Source organism: Segatella copri, from assembly GCF_009494395.1.
Lineage (GTDB): Bacteria > Bacteroidota > Bacteroidia > Bacteroidales > Bacteroidaceae > Prevotella.
In genome coordinates this window covers 1-18,175 of record NZ_VZCB01000070.1, presented here as the reverse complement: position 1 = coordinate 18,175, position 18,175 = coordinate 1, and the positions used below count along the sequence as shown (strand labels likewise).

8 protein-coding genes and 1 pseudogene are annotated in these 18,175 nt (G+C 48.9%); 8 read left to right on the top strand and 1 reads right to left on the bottom strand.

The genetic code is table 11. From position 1 onward, the window contains the following. The 8 genes and pseudogenes from F7D73_RS16050 to F7D73_RS08535 all read left to right on the top strand — a co-directional run. Window positions 1–1,316: pseudogene (locus F7D73_RS16050) on the top strand (hypothetical protein); the annotation flags it as partial. A gap of 20 nt (window positions 1,317–1,336) precedes the next feature. Beyond that, a complete protein-coding gene (locus F7D73_RS08565; RefSeq protein WP_153123883.1) occupies window positions 1,337–1,900 on the top strand; it encodes a DUF5675 family protein in 564 nt (187 codons plus the stop codon). Between the two features lie 313 nt (window positions 1,901–2,213). Next, a complete protein-coding gene (locus F7D73_RS08560) occupies window positions 2,214–5,303 on the top strand; it encodes a SusC/RagA family TonB-linked outer membrane protein (protein ID WP_153123889.1) in 3,090 nt (1,029 codons plus the stop codon). Window positions 5,304–5,319: 16 nt separating this feature from the next. Further along, a complete protein-coding gene (locus tag F7D73_RS08555) occupies window positions 5,320–7,440 on the top strand; it encodes a RagB/SusD family nutrient uptake outer membrane protein (protein ID WP_153123882.1) in 2,121 nt (706 codons plus the stop codon). A gap of 206 nt (window positions 7,441–7,646) precedes the next feature. Further along, the gene (locus tag F7D73_RS08550) at window positions 7,647–9,758 is read left to right on the top strand and encodes a rhamnogalacturonan lyase (protein ID WP_228117682.1); all 2,112 of its coding nucleotides are present in this window, start codon (window positions 7,647–7,649) and stop codon (window positions 9,756–9,758) included. Window positions 9,759–9,994: 236 nt separating this feature from the next. Then, the gene (locus F7D73_RS08545; protein ID WP_437182309.1) at window positions 9,995–11,611 is read left to right on the top strand and encodes a rhamnogalacturonan acetylesterase; all 1,617 of its coding nucleotides are present in this window, start codon (window positions 9,995–9,997) and stop codon (window positions 11,609–11,611) included. Window positions 11,612–11,649: 38 nt separating this feature from the next. Next, window positions 11,650–12,906: a rhamnogalacturonan acetylesterase gene (locus F7D73_RS08540; protein ID WP_153123880.1), complete on the top strand. Its 1,257-nt coding sequence runs from the start codon at window positions 11,650–11,652 to the stop codon at window positions 12,904–12,906. 81 nt (window positions 12,907–12,987) lie between these two features. Further along, a complete protein-coding gene (locus F7D73_RS08535) occupies window positions 12,988–15,456 on the top strand; it encodes a glycoside hydrolase family 2 TIM barrel-domain containing protein (RefSeq protein WP_153123878.1) in 2,469 nt (822 codons plus the stop codon). A gap of 116 nt (window positions 15,457–15,572) precedes the next feature. Here F7D73_RS08535 and F7D73_RS08530 read toward each other — a convergent pair whose 3' ends face one another. Next, a complete protein-coding gene (locus tag F7D73_RS08530; RefSeq protein ID WP_153123876.1) occupies window positions 15,573–17,705 on the bottom strand; it encodes a cation:proton antiporter in 2,133 nt (710 codons plus the stop codon). Window positions 17,706–18,175 lie beyond the last annotated feature (470 nt).

The following is an 18,175-nucleotide window of genomic DNA, read 5'->3' as shown; positions in this document are numbered from 1 at the left end:
AAGGTACGAACAAAAGAGAAGACTACAATGGTATAAACGCGGAGCCGCTTACGATTTCCAAGACACCGGAGATCTATCAGCCTGCCGTGGCTTGCGCCATCTTTCCTCCTCTCGCCACCCATCTGTGGCAGACGAGATTCAGATATATTGATAATGTGGAGCATGAGGCAACCCTATCCAGCGTGCTGCTTGCCGGCACAGGAGCAGGAAAGAGCTGCGTGCAGAAACCCATCGATTTCATCATGGAGGATATCCGCAAAAGAGATGCTGAAAACCTGAAACGTGAGAAGGAATGGAAGGACGAAATGATGCGCAAGGGCGCCAACAAGGACAAACGCAAGCGCCCCGAAAACCTCATCATACAGGAGATTGATGCCGACATGACCAACCCTGCCTTCGTGATGCGTACAGCTGAAGCAAAGGAACATTTTCTTTATACTTCGCTCAATGAGATTGACCAGTTTGATGCTTTGAAGGGTATCGGCAATCAGCAGTTCCGCATCATGTGTCTCGCTTTCGACCCAGATAATCAATATGGTCAGACTCGTGTGGGAACCCAGAGCGTAACCGAGCGTGTCACCATCCGTTTCAACTGGAATGCTTCCACCACTATTGACAAGGGGCAGCGCTATTTCTCCAAGGTATTGACCGACGGTCCGCTGAGCCGTATCAATTTCAGTACCATTCCGGAGCGTGATATCGGTGAGGACATCCCGGTATATGGAACCTACGATGATGAATTCAGAAAAGCCCTGAAGCCCTACATCGAAAATCTCTGTATGGCAACGGGGCTGGTGGAATGCGAAGAGGCGTATCGGCTTGCCGAGGTATTGAAGAACGAGAATGCCGAGTTTTCCCGTACCTCGCAGAACCGCATCTTCGAGAATTTCTCGTTCCGTGCCAACGTCATCGCTTATCTGAAGGCGTGCGTGCTCTATGTGGCAAACGGCTACAGATGGGAGCCGGAGATGGATGATTTCATCCGCTGGAGCGAGCGCTACGACCTCTACTGCAAGATGCGTTTCTTCGGGGATATGATAGCCAAGGAGGCGAGCACTGCAGAGAAGAGTTCGAAGCGTGGACCGGAGAATATCCTGCAGCTTCTGCCCGTTGTCTTCACCGAACCGCAGCTGGAAGCCATCCGTCTGGAACACGGACTGAAAGCGCAGGGCTGCAAGAACGTCATCAAGCAATGGATTTATCGCAAGTATATCGTGCGCATGGAATCTGAGGACGGCAAAAACGGTTACGGTTACAGAAGTTACAGTTTTAAGAAGCTCAAATACCGTCATGACGGTCAGGAGCTTGATTCCTAAACTTTAATTAATTGAAATTTATGGAAATTGTATTGAAGCGTATAGCTAAAAAGAACAGCTATACCATTGGTCGCCTCTATATCCTGAAGGATGAGGAGGTAGAGAGAGTGGTTCACTCTTCATGGAAGAACCCACAGTTGAAGCGTTGGTTCGAGCATAAGATAGATGCCGGCAAACTGACGCAGGAGCGATATTTCTGCGATACCCTGGAGCCGACGTGGCGCAATCTGAAGGGCGTGGAACTGCAGCCTGAGGAGGAGAACGTGCGCCTGGGCAGGGTATCGGGCAAGAAGGCGCAGAAGATGAAGGGACATACCGCCATCCCCGAAGGCACCTATCCTCTGCTCGTTACTCTATCGCCACGGTTCAAGGAGTGGTTGCCGTATCTTCAGGGTGTGCCCGATTTTGAGGGCATCCGCATCCATGCCGGCAACTATCCCGACGATACCCAGGGCTGCATCCTGGTGGGCGAGAACAGGCAGAAGGGCATGGTGGTGAACTCCCGCATCTGGCTGCATCGCCTGAAGAAGCGCATCGGCGAAGCGAGGGGAAAGGATGAATCCGTCTGGATTACCATCATCTAGCGGGGGGTACACCTTATTTATATATATAGAAGTTTCGCAGGTTCAGAAGTTAAGGAGTTAACTCCTGAACACTCCTTTAACTCCCCTTCCTCCCTCCCTTCCGAAGCTTGAACATGAACGAAAATGGCAAAAAAACTAATAAATGTCAAATAATAAGGGTGAATAGCCAAAATATTAAGTATTGTTGGCAAGAATTAGTGTACTTTTGCGATCGAAATAATAACAAATAAACCAAAAAACGTAATAAGACATGGACAACAAACTATTTTTTAAAGAGTCTGTTTTGCCTGTTACTCTTTTTTGCTCAGCATTGATGTTCTCCCCTGTAGGAGCAACTCAAGTGAATGCGGCTACAAATGTAGTACAGCAAGCTAAAACAGTAAAAGGTACAGTTGTAGATAACCTGGGCGAGCCAGTCATTGGCGCCAGTGTTAAGGTAGTAGGCACAACCACAGGTGCCGTAACTGATCTTGACGGTAACTTTACTTTGACCAACGTGCCAAAGAATGCTACTGTGGAAATCTCATATATCGGCTATATTGCCCAAAAGATAAGCGTTGCCGGAAAGAGCGATCTGAAGGTAACATTGCTGGAAGATAACAAGGCTTTGGATGAAGTTGTAGTAGTAGGTTATGGTGTACAGCGCAAGAGCGATGTGACCGGAGCCTTAGCTCACCTGGATTCAAAGGACCTGACAGCGATGCCTGTAAAGGATGCCCTGGAGGGTATGCAGGGTAAGACTGCCGGTGTGGATATCACCAACTCCCAGCGCCCTGGTACAGTAGGTAGCATCACCATCCGTGGTCAGCGCTCCATCGGTGCCCAAAGTACTCCGCTCTATGTAGTAGACGGTATGATTATCCAGAACGGTGGTATCGATAATATCAACCCTCAGGATATCGAGAGCATCGAGGTATTGAAGGATGCTTCTGCTACCGCTATCTATGGTGCACGTGGTGCCAATGGTGTGGTACTCGTAACCACCAAGAGAGGTAAGGAAGGCAAGGTGACCCTGAACTATGCAGGTACCGTTACCTTCTCAACTCTCCACGACGTAACCAAGATGATGAATGCCACACAGTGGATAGACTATGCCCGCCGTGCAGCATACAACTATGGTGGCTATGGTGATCCTAAGGCAGATTTTGCTCCTGATTATGCCAGCGACCAGAAGCTCTTTGGCGGTGAACCAGCCAGCTGGGCAAATATTGATCAGGCTTGGGTGAACGGAACTTATCATCCAGAGCTCGTCGGTTCTTACGACTGGGCTTCACAGGGTAAGCAGACCGGCGTAACCCACGAGCATACTATCAGCGCTTCGGGCGGTACAGATAAGTTCAAGGGCTATGGTTCCTTCGGTTACTTGAACCAGAAGGGCACTCAGCCAGGTCAGAGCTATCAGCGCTTCACCCTGAATACATCTTTCGAGGCTAGACCAGTAGCTCCATTGACATTGGGCTTCACCATGAATGCTTCATACGGAACCCAGAACTACGGTTACAACTACAGCAAGTCAGTAACCGGTGCGGGCGATTACTATAATGCCTTGAATACCATGATTCCATGGACCGTGCCTTACGATTCTGAGGGCAATTATATCCGCAACCCATGGGCTTACAACGTGAACATCATCAACCCAATCGATGAGTTGAAATACAATACCAACAAGCGTACCAACTTCCGCATCAACGGCAGCGCCTACGCTCAGGTAGACTTTGGCAAGATATGGGAGCCATTGGAGGGCTTGCAGTACCGCATCCAGTTTGGTCCTGAACTGCAGTACTATCGTCTGGGCATCGCCAATGCTGCTGACGGTATCAACGGCGACGGCAACAACGTGGCTCAGTACAACCCTTCTAATAAAGTGGCTTGGACACTCGATAACCTGATTTACTACAACAAGACCATTGCCAAGAACCATCGCATCGGCTTGACCCTCTTGCAGAGTGCTTCCAAGTATCACTATGAGAACGGCAACATCAAGTCTAACGTGGCAAGTGCCGATGAGTTGTGGTGGAACACCAGCTCTCTGAGCAAGCCATTGCAGTATACAACCGGTCTGACAGAAAGCCAGTTGGCTTCCTACATGGCTCGTGTGAACTATACCTATGCAGATAAGTATATGTTGACAGCCAGTGTACGTACCGATGGTGCTTCTCAGTTGGCTGACGGTCATAAGTGGGCTTCCTTCCCATCCGTAGCGCTCGGTTGGCGCATCGACCAGGAGAAGTTCATGCAGAAGGCTGACTGGGTGAGCAACCTGAAACTCCGTCTGGGTTATGGTATCTCTGGTAACTATGCAGTTGATCCTTATGCTACTCAGGGTGCTGTTCAGAGCAACGTATATACCTGGGGAGCAACAACATCCGTAGGTTATCTGCCATCAGATGCTTCTGCCAAGAATCCTAACAAGATGGCGAACATCGACCTCGGTTGGGAGAGAACCAAGCAGTGGAACATCGGTCTCGACTTCGGTTTCATCAACAACCGTATCAGCGGTAGCGTTGACTACTATCACAACAAGACTACCGACCTGATTCTGGCTACCACCATCCCATCGCTCACCGGTTATACCAGCACATTTGCCAACGTAGGTGAGACTTCCGGCTGGGGTGTTGACCTGCAGTTGAATGCCATCCCAGTGAAGACCAAGGATTTCGAATGGAATACCAGTCTTACCTGGACTATCGACCGCAACCGTGTGGATAAGTTGAACAATGGCGTGAAGGAGAATGTGAACGACCGTCTCTTCGTAGGTGAGGAAATCGGCGTTTACTACGACTATGTATATGATGGAATCTGGAAGACCTCTGAGGCTGAAGAAGCAGCCAAGTTCGGTCGCAAGCCAGGTCAGATCAAGGTGAAGGATGTAAATCCTGATGGCAAGATTGACGCCAACGACCGTCAGATTGTAGGTAAGGTTCGTCCACGCTGGTCAGGCGGTTGGCACAACACCTTCAGCTACAAGAACTTCGAGTTGTCCTGCTTCATCTATGCCCGCTGGAAGTTTACCGTAACCAAGGGTGCAGAGACTCTGGGCGGTATGTATGCAATGCGTGATCTGGACTACTGGATTGCCGGTGTTAACGAGGATGCTGAGTATTATGCTCCTGGTTCTAACGGTCAGGCAGCAGATGCTTATTCTGGCTCAATGAACTATCAGGATGGTTCATACATCAAGATGCGTAACATCTCTCTGGGTTATACTTTCCCTAAGAATATTACAAACAAGTTGGGTATGAGCAACCTCAAGGTTTATGTTCAGGCAATGAACCCATTCACTATCTACAAGAAGTGCAAGTGGCTTGATACCGACCTCTTGAGTTATGACAACAACTCAGCCTCTTTCGGTTCAGGTACAACCATCAAGAGTTGGGTTATCGGATTAAACATTGGATTCTAAAAACAGGACATTCATCATGAAAACAAATAAGATATTATTCGCTTCTCTTCTCTTGGGAGCGACATTGGGAACAGCAATGACATCATGCAGCGACTCGTTTCTCGACGAGAAGCTGATTACAGAGAAGGGTACTGCCTACTTCAAGACAGAGGCTGGTATCAACGACCTGACTACAGGTACTTATCAGAAGTTGAAGTTCAAGTTCAACTATATCTGGGGATATAATATGTATAACATGGGTATCGACGAGTTTACCGGCGGTGCCAACGATATCGCAGCATGGAACCATTATGCTACGGGTCTGAACTCTGGTGAGACAGCTTCCAACCAGCCTTTGTGGGACAATATGTATGGCACCATCGAACCAGCCAACATCCTGATTCAGAACGTGCCTCTGTATTACAACCAGAAGAGCGCCAAGTATAACATTCGTCTGGGCGAGGGCTACTTCTTCCGTGCCTATGCCTACTTCGAGCTGGTTAAGCAGTATGGCGGCGTGCCATTGAAGCTGGAACCGAGCAATGGTGTAATCAATTATACTTATACCCGCAATTCTGAGGAGGAGTGCTTCGCTCAGATCATCTCAGACTTCGAGAAGGCATACGAACTGCTGCCTGAGGAACCTGAGGACAAGCAGCTGGGCCGTCTCACCAAGTCGGCTGCAGCCCACTTCCTGGCAAAGGCTCATCTGTTCCGTGCATCAGAACTGCACGACAGCTGGAACTCCCAGTATAAGGATGCCGACCTGGCTGCAGTCATCAAGTATGGCGACGAGGTAATCAAGAAGCATCCATTGTGCAGCAACTTCCAGGAACTCTGGGACTACACCGAGCCTGATGGTGCCAATGAGAAGGTGAGCGAGGTGGTACTTGCTGCCCAGTTCTCTGACAACAGCGACTCCTGGGGCCGTTTCGGTAACCAGATGCACCTCTGCTTCCCATCTGTATATCAGAACTTGGCAGGTATGAAGCGTGATATTTCCGGCGACCGTGAGTTCAGCTATGTAAGCTCTACAGAATATACCATCCAGGTATTCGACCGCGTGAACGACTCCCGTTTCTGGAAGTCATTCATCACCAAGTATGGCTGCAACTATACCAATGGTGCTCCAAAGTGGGATGCTGCAGTCATGGCTAAGAATCCTGATGAATATACTGCAGAGGATGTAGCTGGCGAGCATCGCTTCGTGGGTGGTCAGATTGGTTTGAAGTATATCGTCAACAATCCTGGTGATACCCGTTTCACTCCTGGTCATGACAAGGATGGCAACGAGTCTAAGTCAGAGGATTTCGTATTGAAGAATGGCAAGGTCTGCCCAGAGCATACCTTTGTACGCTACTATGCCGGTCAGCCATTCCAGTGGAATACAGCCAAGGACAATACTACCCACTCTGGTAATTACTATACCATCTATCCACACAACCGTGGCGTAGCCTTGTCTAAGTTCCGTGACGGAGCCCGCAACTCTATCGCTTCTCAGTTTGGTACCCGCGATGCCATCATTGCCCGTTCTGCTGACGATGTGCTGATGGTTGCCGAGGCTTATATCCGCAAGAAGGACTACAGCAATGCCATCAAGTATCTCAACATGGTTCGCGACCGTGCCGGATATGCTGAGGGTGAGGATCGCTCTATCAGCCGTGACGGTGGTCAGGCTTACAAGAAGAACAGTGTCTGCACCAACAAGGGTGGCGGTTTCTCTTCCGAGGGTGCCATCTATACAGAGGAGAACACTTACTTCGAGTCAAACAACATTCCTGTAACTACCGCTGCAACCAAGAGCAGAATGCATCTGAACAGTGTTGATGATATTCTGAACTCAGAGGCAGACAAGCCTATCTACGAAGCCTTGAAGTGCAACACTGAGGCAGAGAAGATAATGTGCTTCCTCCTGAATGAGCGTACCCGTGAGCTGATTGGTGAAAGCCAGCGTTGGGAAGACCTGGCACGTACCAAGACCTTGGAGGCTCGCTGGAATGCATTCAACGATGGTTCTCAGCGTGGCATCGGTAAGTTCGACCCAGCCAAGCATTATTATCGTCCAATTCCTCAGTCATTCCTCGACGGTATCACCAATGCGAATGGTGCTTCCCTGAGCAATGAGGAGAAGGAGAAGATGCAGAATCCTGGTTACTAATCGGATATCTCTATAGAACAGAATCATATATGACAAAGGGCGGTATCTTTCTCCTGGCAGAAAGGTATCGCCTTTTTTCTTCTCATACGGGAAAATAACAGACGAATTGTATGATTGTCCGCTTCTTTGGATATTTTTACCAGGTAGATGAACCGGATTATGCGTACTTTTGTAGCAGAAATACAAAATAATAAACAACTATCATCATGCAAATCAAACAAATGTTATTTCCGATGATGAGTATGGCGCTGACAATGGCTCCCTGCTCTCATCTCCATGCACAAGTGCCGACTCCGGTATCGCAGATGGAGAAGCTGGACCGTGGCCTGGTGGCTTTGCCTGCCCAGGACAAGGGAATCTTCCTCAGCTGGCGATTGCTGGGTACGGACAGCAAGAGCGTATGCTTCGACATAGAAAGGGATGGAAAGATTATCGCCCATCAGGTGAAGCTGACCAATTATACAGACCGAAAAGGTTCTGCTGCCAGCAGCTATCGAATCATCACTTATCAGAAGGAACCCAGGATGGATGCTCCGGCTGAAAGAGAAGTTTCGAAGGCGGTGAAGCCATGGAATGATCTCTATCGCTCCCTGCCCATCAACCGTCCTGCCGGCGGTGTCACTCCCGATGGAAAATCCTACGAATATACCCCCAACGACTGTAGCGTGGGCGATGTGGACGGAGACGGAGAATACGAAATCGTCCTGAAATGGGACCCGACCAATGCCCATGACAATTCGCATGACGGCTATACGGGAGAGGTCATCTTCGACTGCTACAAGCTCGACGGAACTCAACTCTGGCGCATCAATCTGGGTAAGAATATCCGTGCCGGTGCCCACTATACCCAGTTCCTGGTCTATGATTTCGACGGCGATGGCAAGGCAGAAATGGTCTGCAAGACATCGGCTGGGTCGGTAGATGCCAGGGGCAGGTTTGTGAGCGATGCGGCTACGGATGACGGAATCCGCTCCATCGACAACCATGCCGACTATCGCAATTCCAGAGGTCGCATTATGACCGGTCCTGAACTGCTGACGGTCTTCCATGGCGAAACCGGAAAGGCGATGCATACCATCTGGTATCAGCCCAACCGAGCCTTCGGCGTTGGCAACCAGGTGGAAGAGGGGGAGCATCTGGAGAACGGATTTCCTGCCTATTCTTCTGTATGGGGCGACAAGGCAAACTATGGCAACCGTGGCGAGCGATACCTGGCTGGTGTGGCTTTCCTGGAGGGTGCCGACAAGAAGCCGAGTGCCGTAATGTGCCGTGGCTATTATACCCGCTCTTATCTCTGGGCGGTAGATTTCGACGGAAAGGAACTCAAGACCAAATGGCTCCATGCTTCGCTGACTCCCAACGACTGGAAGGTGACCGATGCCGACGGAAAGGTGCTGAAGGAAGCTCATGGATGTAAGGCAACTGCCTATGCCCAGGGAGCGCACAGTCTGGCTGTGGGCGATGTGGACGGAGACGGACGTGACGAAATCACATACGGTTCGGCTGCCATCAACCCTGACGGAACCTTGTTGTATTCTACCGGATTGGGACATGGCGATGCGCAGCATCTTGCTGACCTGGATCCCGACCGTCCGGGCTTGGAATATTATATGGTACACGAAGAATATCCTTACGGTTCTGACCTGCGGGATGCGAGAACAGGCGAAATCCTGTTCCGTACACTCGATAAGGAAGATACCGGAAGAGGAGTGGCTGCTGATATCGATGCCAAGCATCGGGGATATGAATATTGGTGTTCGGATGCTCCTGTAGTAAGAGACATCAAGGGTAAGCCTGTTTCGGCAGAAACATCTTTATCCTCTCAGAAGAATCATGAAGCTGATCATTTCAGAAGTAATGAGAAAACGAGTTTCAGAGCTGTTTCCAGAATGCCGGCAATGAACTTCCGGATCTATTGGGATGGTGACTTGCAGGATGAACTTCTGGCAAACGGTCGTCCTCCTCATTTTCCTCCTTATCTCCAGAAATGGAACGGCAGCGAGGCGGTGGCTTTGCCTTTGAGCAATGGAAAACAGCTCTTCGAGATGGGAAACTCGGTGAGTTGCAACTGGTCGAAGGCGACCCCGAATCTGCAGGCTGACCTCTTCGGAGACTGGCGAGAGGAAGTTGTCTACTGGGACAAGAGCGATGCATCGCATCTCAATATCTTCACCACCAATATTCCGACAGAATATCGGGTTCCAACCCTGATGCACGATCATATCTATCGTATGGGAGTGGCATGGCAGAATGTAGGCTATAACCAGCCACCACATCTGGGATATTATCTGCCCAATCATGCAGAAAGGATTAAGTGAAGAATGAAGAACGAAGAGTGAAGAATTCTCTTGTATATAAAATAACTGAACTTTCGCATGTGGGGAAGTTAAGGGAAGTTAGGGAAGTTAGAGGGAAGTTAAGGGACAAATGTCCTAACTTTTAAGCTAGAAGACTATTGTCTCTTAACTTCCCGAACGACCGTAGGGAGTGATAACTCCTTTAACTTCTTTAACTCCTGTACTTGCGAACATAATTTGATAAAAAAACGTAGCTAATGAAAAGAATATTATTCGCCATTTCATTGATGGCGGCAACAACTGCTTCTTTTGCCCAGGTGGCAAAACCGATGGAAGATGTCAACAAAGTTATCGACAATACCGTAGATAGCCTGAACAAGGCGATGACCGCACGAATCCAGCCGGGAACCAGCCGCAAGGGCAACAACCCGGTGCTCTTCCTGATAGGTAACTCTACCATGCGCAATGGTACGCTGGGTAATGGTAACAACGGTCAGTGGGGCTGGGGATACTACGAGCACGAGTTCTTCGATGCCAACAAGATTACGGTAGAGAACCAGGCGCTCGGAGGCATGAGCAGCCGTACCTTCTACAACCGTCTGTGGCCGGATGTGCGCAAGGGCATCAAGGCTGGCGACTGGGTAATCATCTCCATCGGTCATAACGACAATGGTCCTTACGATAGCGGAAGAGCACGTGCCAGCATCCCTGGCATCGGCAAGGATTCGCTCAATGTCACCATCAAGGAGACGGGCGTGAAGGAGACCGTCTATACCTACGGCGAATACATGCGCAAATATATCAACGACTGCAAGGCACTGGGTGCTCATCCTATCCTGATGTCGCTGACTCCACGTGATGCCTACGATGAGAACGACAAGATTATCCGCGTCAACAAGACCTTCGGATTGTGGGCAAAGCAGGTGGCTGAGCAGGAAGGCGTTCCTTTCGTTGATTTGAATGAGATATCGGCTGCCAAACTCGACAGCTATGGTCATTGGAAGGAGAAATATCATTTCTTCACCGACCATATCCACACTTCCCGCTTCGGTGCGATGATGAATGCCCGTTCGGCTGCTGAGGGACTGGCAGAGAGCAAGGACCCAAGTCTGGCTCCTTTGCAGGCGATGATGATCAATGTGGCTTTGCCGGTAGAGAATTTCAAGCGCGAACCGGGCAAACCGGTCGTCTTCTTCACTGGAGACAGTACCGTGAAGAATGCCGATAAGGACGAAGACGGCATGTGGGGCTGGGGCTCTCAGGCTTATACCATCTTCAATCCTAAGAAGATTACCTGTGTGAATGCAGCCAAGGCGGGTCGCAGTTCCCGTTCTTATCTCAACGAGGGAAGATGGGATAAGGTATACAACAGTCTTCAGCCGGGCGACTACGTGCTCATCGAGTTCGGACACAACGACATCTGTTCTATGACCGACAAGAAGATGCGCGGTTCCATTCCTTGTGCCAAGGATACCTGCCATGTCTATCAGATGGAAGAAAGCAAGCAGTATGAGGTGGTTTATTCCTTCGGCTGGTATCTGAAGAAGTTCATCCAGGATGTTCGTGAGAAAGGTGCTACCCCAATCCTCGTTTCCCTGACTCCTCGCAACGAGTGGCCTGACGGAAAGATGGAGCGCCGAAACGATACCTACGGCAAGTGGTATCGCGAAATCGTGGCTGAGACAGGCGTTGCCTTCCTCGACCTCCACAACATCGCTGCCGATTCTTATGATAAGATGGGTAAGGAAAAGGTGAAGGCTTATTACAAGAAGGATCATACCCACACCAGTCTGAAGGGTGCCCAGCACAATGCCAAGTGCGTGGCTAAGGGCTTGAAGAAGATGAAGAGTCCTTTGGCGAAGTATCTGAAGTAAAGCATTGGAATAAGATTGTTCTTAAAAGAAGGATCAAAATGAAGACAAGAAATTTTTTATTTACCAGTCTGCTGGCGCTGGCTTCTACGGTAGCCGCCAATGCCCAGACTTTTGATATTGATATGTTGAAGGCGCAGCCTGTCTATTCCGCTGAGAAGGGTCAGGGATATGACATCTTGGCTGCTCCAAAGGCAAAGAGCAATGCGCCTTTCTTCTATTCCGTGAAGGTGGCGGATGGCAACTATAAGGTAACCGTGGTGCTCGGGTCCAAGAAGAAGGCGGGCAAGACTGTGGTTCGTGCTGAGAACCGCCGTTTGATGCTCGACGAGGTGAGTACCAGGAAAGGCGAGTTCAAGACTTACTCCTTCATCGTGAACAAGCGCAGCCCTTATATCAATGCGAAGATGAACGTAAAGATCAAGCCTCGCGAGAAGGATTACTTTACCTGGGACGAGAAGTTGACTCTGGAGTTTACGGGTGCTGCCCCAGCAGTAAAGAGCATCAAGGTGGAACCGGCTCCTGCCGAAACCACTACCTTGTTCCTTTGCGGCAACTCTACGGTAGTTGATCAGTTTACGGAGCCATACGCTTCCTGGGGACAGATGGTGACCCGCTGGTTTGGTCCGGAGGTAGCTATCTCAAACCATGCCGAAAGCGGATTGACTGCCGGTTCCTTCCTTGCTTCCTATCGTCTGGACAAGGTGCTGGCGATGATGAAGAAGGGCGACTATGTGATCTGTGAGTTCGGACACAACGACCAGAAGGAGAAGTATGCAGGCAGTGGTGCCTGGTATAATTTCTCTTTCAATCTGAAGAAGTTCATCGACGAGGTACGCAAGAAAGGTGGCAACATCATCTTCGTAACTCCTACCCAGCGCCGCCGTTTTGACGATGCTACCCATAGCAAGATTCAGGAAACTCATGGCGATTATCCTGATGCCATGCGAGCTGTGGCGAAACGAGAGGGCGTGCCTGTGATAGAACTTCATGATATGACCCGCACTTTCTTCGAGACCTTGGGGTATGAGAACAGTAAGAAGTCGCTGGTTCACTATCCGGCAAATACTTATCCCAACCAGACTAAGGCTTTGGAGGATAACACCCACTTCAATCCATACGGTGCCTACGAGGTGGCTAAGATGGTGGTAATGGGTATGAAGCAGCTCAATCTGCCTATCGTGAAGTATCTCCGTGCAGATTGGAAGGACTTCAATCCTGCCCAGCCAGATGATTTCAATCAATTCGTATGGTATCCATCCGTGAATCAGGATGTAACCAAGCCAGACGGAAATTAGTACTTTGAACTTTGAGTTTTGAACATTGAACTTTATGATTAGTTCTTTTTGGTTCAAAATCTCATATTAAATGAATTTGGAATGAATAAAAAGACAATACTTTTCGCCTCGTTGCTGCTGGGCGGTTTGCCTTTGATGGGAACCCTTCCGGCAGATGCAGCGGTTCGCGATACCATCAGCATCAACCAGGGATGGCAGTTCCATTGCGGAGATGTGAAGAACATAGCTGAGTTGAAATCAACCCAGAGCGGGGATGATGTGGTGAATCTGCCACATGATTTCCTGATAGGACAGGATTGGGTGGCTCCAGATGCCAGTGAGCGACCAGATAACAGTGATGCGGGCAGCAATGTGCGCAGCCGATTGAGTTCCCGTGGATTCAAGGAGATGGGCATCGGCTGGTATCGCTACGAACTCACTCCCAAGGATGAATGGAAGGGAAAGCGCATCGTGCTCGACTTCCAGGGCATCATGCTGGTGGGCGATGTCTATCTGAACGGTCAGCGAATCGGTGGTACCGACTATGGATACCTGGGCTTCGATATCGACCTGAGCAAACTCTTGAAATGGGGACAGACGAACGAAATCGCAGTCAAGGCGGATACACAAAATCCAAGCAACTCCCGCTGGTTTACGGGTGCCGGTCTCTATCGTGATGTCAATCTCATCGTCACCAATAAGGACCTGTTCTTCCCTCGCCATCCGCTCTTTATCCGTACACAGGGCAACAGGGAGGTGAAGATCAAGGTGGAAATCATCAACCAGCAGAAGGTGGCTAAGGGACAGACTGCTGCCAAGATGCCGGTGGGTGTTCGTATTCTCGATGCCGATGGCAAGGTGGTGGCTGAGCAGAAGAACGACATCCATTTCAATGCCAAATGGAGAGACAGAGAGTATGAATTGCCAAGTATCTCTTTGGAAAACGCCAAGTTGTGGTCGCCGGATTCACCTTATTTATATACTGCCGAGGTGACGCTTTATGACAACGAGGGCAATATCGCCGACCAGATAAAGGAGCCGTTTGGTGTGCGCACCATAGAAATCATCCCACAGAAGGGCTTGCTGGTGAACGGCAAGAAGGTTCTCCTCAAGGGTTATGCCAACCATCATACCCTCGGTGCCCTGGGTGCTGCCGCCTATCCGCGTGCCATCGAGAAGCGACTGAAACTGATGAAGGAATTCGGAATGAACCATATCCGCACCTCTCATAATCCATATAGCGAGGATTTCCTGAAACTCTGCGATAAGTATGGCATCCTGGTGGTGGATGAGCTTTACGACAAGTGGCTTACTCAGTATGCCGGTGGCAGAGTGGAATGGGAGAGTCTCTGGCAGAAGGATGTTCCTGAGTGGGTGAAGCGAGACAGAAACCATCCTTCGGTGGTGATGTGGAGCCTGGGAAATGAGTTGCAGCAATACAGCAACCTGCCTTTCAACGATTGGGGCGTAACGGCTTATAAGCTCCAGAAGGAGTTGCTGCACCGTTATGACGATACCCGACTCACCACCGTGGCGATGCATCCACGCTATCGCAACCTGGAGACGGATTCCATTCCAGCCGACCTGGCAATAGAGACAGAGGTGAATTCATATAACTACCGTTACATGTACTTCCCTGGCGACAGCAAGCGCTATCCGGAGAAAACCTTCTATCAGAGTGAGGCAAGTGTGGCTGCCATGGGTCCTAACTTCTACGAGATGGACCGTGACAAGGTGATTGGTCTTGCCTATTGGGGCGCCATCGATTACCTGGGCGAGAGCATGGGATGGCCAGTCAAGGGATGGAACCAGGGTGTGTTTGACCTTTCTCTTCAGCCCAAGCCGGATGCTTATTTCGTGAAGAGCATGTTTACTGACGAGCCAACCGTTCACATCGGTGTTATCGAGAAATCGGGTGGTAACATCCAGTGGAATGGCATCAATGTTTCTGCCGGAAAGCTTTCTGAAAACTGGAACCGTGAGGCAGGCGAGCAGGTTTCGCTCTATACCTATACCAATGGCGACGAGGTGGAACTCTTCCTCAACGGCAAGAGCCTGGGAGTGAAGAAGAACAGCAACGACCCTAAGCTCCGTGCCCGAATCAAGTGGGACAACATCGCCTATGCTCCAGGTACTTTGGTGGCTGTGGCCAAGAAGAACGGCAAGGTGGTGGCTCGCCATCAGATAGAGACCACGGGCGAGGCTGTGGCTCTGAAGCTGGTTCCGGATGTGGAGACCTGGCATGCTGATGGTAAGGATCTGATGCACGTCCGCATCTATGCCGTGGATAAGAAGGGCAGAAGAGTGCTGAACATGAAGGATGCCAAGGCTTTCGACAAGTTGACTTTCACCGTGAAAGGCGATGCGAATATCGTGGCGGTGGATAATGGAAACATTGCATCTGATGAGCTTCATATCGGAAAGACCCAGTTGGAGAAGACCATTCAGCGCAATCTCTTCCAGGGTTCTGCCCTCGTGATATTGAGAGCAGGCAATAAGCCAGGAAAGATAGAACTTTCGGTAGCTGGCGAAAAGATGAAAGCCAGAAAACTGGTTTTGAATACAAAATAAACTATTTGAAAAGAATAGGAAATAAACTGTTCGATAAAAATAGGAAATAAACTATTTGATAACAATAAAGGTCGCCATAATCTTGGCGACCTTTATTATTGTTGGAAAATCTTGGATTATTTTCTGAATCTCTTTTTTATCCATTGGTTGAATGCGACATAAGCACTAATTTCCTCCTGATGTTGAGGTTCGGCAAATGTCAGGTTATTGCCAGAGGAGTCTCCATGCTGGTCTGGGAAGATAATCATCAGATTGGTTCCCAGGAAGAAGCGGGTGATTTCTTCCGGTAAGCGTTCGAGAGCTGTCTTGTGAGATACAGTTCCCTTACGGGCTGTGATAATCACCAACATGTGGTCTTCCGCTATCTGGGAAGCTATTCGAGGCATCTCGTTCCAATGATTCATCAGAGTGTAGTCGGCACGTACTTCATGATGACGGTTGGTGATATATTCATTGATGAGTGCCAGGGTTTCCTCGCGACCGTGGAATTGGATACGGCAATCCAGATTGCCTGCCAGTCGGGCAAGACGTTCTACCCATCTGTAGAAGCCTGGCTCGAACTCGGCTCTGGATGGTACTGCCACTTCTATGCGACGCAGGGTATTGAGCGGTTGCTTGATGCGCGCCATGATAATCTGACGGCTCAGTCCGTTGAACAGACTCTGGTGGAACTCTCCCCAGAATTTAGGTGAAACCTCAGGATGCATGTGCATGCCGATAATGATTTCTGAACACTGGAACTCGTTGAAGGCATGCTTGATGCCGTTGGCGATGTTGGCTGCAATGCGAACCTGCGTCTGCGTCATCACGTCTGTGGCTGCCGCAAGTTGGCTGCAATGGTCAAGAAGCTGGCGTCCCTGTTCCTGCTTGTATCGCATATCCTTGTCATCATACACTACGTTCAGGCAAACCAGTCCTCTGTTCAATTTCTGGTTTCTTACCAGGAAAGCAAGGCTCATCAGGTTGTCTGCATATTCCGGATATTTCACAGGAATGAGAATCTTCTCATCGCTTGCTTTCTTGTCATCTTCTGCATCTGGTAGTTCCTTGTCGCGGAGGATAATCTTTCTGGAACTCCAGTCGGTGAGCATCGAAGAGATGATGCAGGTACAGAGAATCATCATCACCACACCATTCAGCATGTCATCGTTTACCAGATAAGTATTCGGTCCTACGAGGATATTCATACCCACCATCACCATGGCGATACTGCCGGCGGCATGGGCAGAAGTCAAGCCGAACATCATGTGACCCGATGACAGCGGCAACCGGAATCCGAAGCAGGCTGCATAGGCGGCGATGGCTTTTCCCAAGGTTCCGAAGAAAACAATGCAGAAGATGACCCACAGAATGTGACCGCCCTGGAAGAGCAGTCCCACGTTGATGAGCATGCCCACACCTATCAGGAAGTAAGGAATGAAGAGTGCATTGCCCGTAAACTCCAGACGGTTCATCAAAGGAGATACATGCGGGATATACCTATTTAATATAAGACCCGCAAAGAAGGCACCGAAGACACCTTCGATACCTACCATCTGGGATAAGGCTGCACTCATGAAAAGCATCGCCATCACAAAGATAAACTGCATTACGGCATCGCTGTATCTGCGTAGAAACCATCGCGTTAGTCTAGGAATCAGAAATATCATGAATCCGCAATATGCAGCAAACTTGGCTGCGAAAAATAGCCAGAAAAGGATACCGTCGTGCTTGGAAAATGAAGCTACGAGACCCGCCAGCATGATGAGGGCTATCAAAAGTGAAAGCATACTGGAACCCACACTCAATGTAACGCTTGGCTTCTGTTGCAATCCATAGCGTGCCACGATAGGATAGGCTATCAAGGTGTTGGATGCCATGATACAACTTAGAAGCATGGAAGCCCTGAAGGAATAATGAAGCAGCCAGATACTCATGCCGAACGTAAGGAAAAAAGGCACGAAACAGGTAAGAAGACCATAAATGAGTAGTCTCATCTTGTTCTTCTTCATGCCTTCCATGTCCATTTCCAAGGCGGCTAGGAACATGATGTAATAAAGCCCCACCTTTCCGAACAGCTCGAAAGATGAGTCTCGTTCCAGGATATTGAGTCCGTATTTACCGACCAGTACTCCTGCCAAAACCATTCCTATGATGTGGGGAATTCTTAATTTACCCATGATGATTGGGGCAAATAGAATGATGAGGAGTACTACGAAGAATATCAACGTAGGGTCAGTTATTGGAAAATATTCTGCAATATGTAACATAGGCTTATTCTGATTTTATTTTTTGAGTGCAAAAGTACAAATAATTCTTGAAAAGAGCAAAGCTTTTGTCTTTTATGTGCATTTTATCAGACTAGAAACCGCTTTTGTCTCTAAAATGATCATGAGAATGGCAAGTAGAAATTGCCAAACTGTATTTTTGAATCTATTTCATATATATATAATAAGGTATAAAAGGATTTTTGAAAGCTCAAAATGTTTATGAATGTTAAAATATATCTATTTATCGAACTTTTTTGCCGAAGAATTTGGTGGAATGGAAAATAGTTAGTACTTTTGCACTCGCTTTTGAGAAATACACTTTCTCTAAGCAACTAAAGAAAGAGTTCTTTGAAAGATTTTACATAAACAGACAAGTAGTACAAGAAGCGGTTAACTTCTTAGAAATAAGAAAGTTGACTGGGTAAAAGAAACGAACCGTCAAGCAATTGACAAGTCAGGTTTACTAAGCT

What these genes read in the sequence shown, in the direction of transcription:
- F7D73_RS08565 (WP_153123883.1), top strand. Translation starts at nt 1,337, where the DNA reads ATGGAAATTGTATTGAAGCGTATAGCTAAAAAGAACAGCTATACCATT.
- F7D73_RS08560 (WP_153123889.1), top strand. Translation starts at nt 2,214, where the DNA reads ATGTTCTCCCCTGTAGGAGCAACTCAAGTGAATGCGGCTACAAATGTA.
- F7D73_RS08530 (WP_153123876.1), bottom strand. Translation starts at nt 17,705, where the DNA reads ATGTTACATATTGCAGAATATTTTCCAATAACTGACCCTACGTTGATA.
- F7D73_RS08540 (WP_153123880.1), top strand. Translation starts at nt 11,650, where the DNA reads ATGAAGACAAGAAATTTTTTATTTACCAGTCTGCTGGCGCTGGCTTCT.
- F7D73_RS08535 (WP_153123878.1), top strand. Translation starts at nt 12,988, where the DNA reads ATGAATAAAAAGACAATACTTTTCGCCTCGTTGCTGCTGGGCGGTTTG.
- F7D73_RS08545 (WP_437182309.1), top strand. Translation starts at nt 9,995, where the DNA reads ATGAAAAGAATATTATTCGCCATTTCATTGATGGCGGCAACAACTGCT.
- F7D73_RS08550 (WP_228117682.1), top strand. Translation starts at nt 7,647, where the DNA reads ATGCAAATCAAACAAATGTTATTTCCGATGATGAGTATGGCGCTGACA.
- F7D73_RS08555 (WP_153123882.1), top strand. Translation starts at nt 5,320, where the DNA reads ATGAAAACAAATAAGATATTATTCGCTTCTCTTCTCTTGGGAGCGACA.